This window comes from Pseudomonas sp. JL3, from assembly GCF_031570575.1.
Classification (GTDB): domain Bacteria; phylum Pseudomonadota; class Gammaproteobacteria; order Pseudomonadales; family Pseudomonadaceae; genus Aquipseudomonas; species Aquipseudomonas cucumis.
Genome location: NZ_JAKWJK010000070.1, coordinates 1 through 697 on the forward strand (window position 1 = coordinate 1; position 697 = coordinate 697).

Annotated in this window: 2 protein-coding genes; both read left to right on the forward strand. The window is 62.1% G+C overall.

What is annotated here, in order from left to right; all coding sequences use genetic code 11:
- The coding region (locus MMG91_RS28820) for an immunoglobulin-like domain-containing protein (protein WP_310661454.1) at positions 1 to 282 on the forward strand (282 nt) is incomplete at its 5' end.
- Positions 279 to 697, forward strand: a 419-nt coding sequence (locus MMG91_RS28825; RefSeq protein ID WP_310661455.1) for an immunoglobulin-like domain-containing protein, incomplete at its 3' end; no start/stop codon positions are given. The genes MMG91_RS28820 and MMG91_RS28825, both read left to right, overlap by 4 nt.

Consider the following 697-nt stretch of genomic DNA (forward strand, 5'->3'; position numbering starts at 1 on the left):
ACCGGCACCGTGGATGAAGGCGGCCAGATCACCTACACGGCGACCCTGACCAATGCGGCCGGCACGCCGGTCACCGTGACCCTGTCGAACGGCGCCGTGATCACCATCGATGCCGGTAAAACTACCGGCTCTGTGACCGTCGACGCACCAAAGGACGACGTCTACAAAGATGCCGGCACCGTCGAAGCAACGATCAAAGATGCGACTGGTGGCGGTTTCGAGAACCTGGTGACCAGCGACACCCCGGCGGTGACCACCGTCNTAAAACTACCGGCTCTGTGACCGTCGACGCACCAAAGGACGACGTCTACAAAGATGCCGGCACCGTCGAAGCAACGATCAAAGATGCGACTGGTGGCGGTTTCGAGAACCTGGTGACCAGCGACACCCCGGCGGTGACCACCGTCAATGACACCATCGATACCAGCACCGTTTCGCTGACAGCCACCGCGAATGTCGCCGAAGGCGAAACCGTGGTCTACACCGCGACGGTCAGCGCACCCGTCACCGGTGCGCCAGTGATCGTCACTCTGTCCAACGGCCAGAGCATCACTATCCCGGTCGGCGAAACCACCGGCAGCGTGAACTTTGTCGCGCCAAACAGCCCCCTGGCGGGCGGCAGCTCCCTGAGCGTCAAGATTGACGGCGCAACGGGCGGTAATTACGAGAAGCTGGAAGTCGACGGCAAATCGGCGGA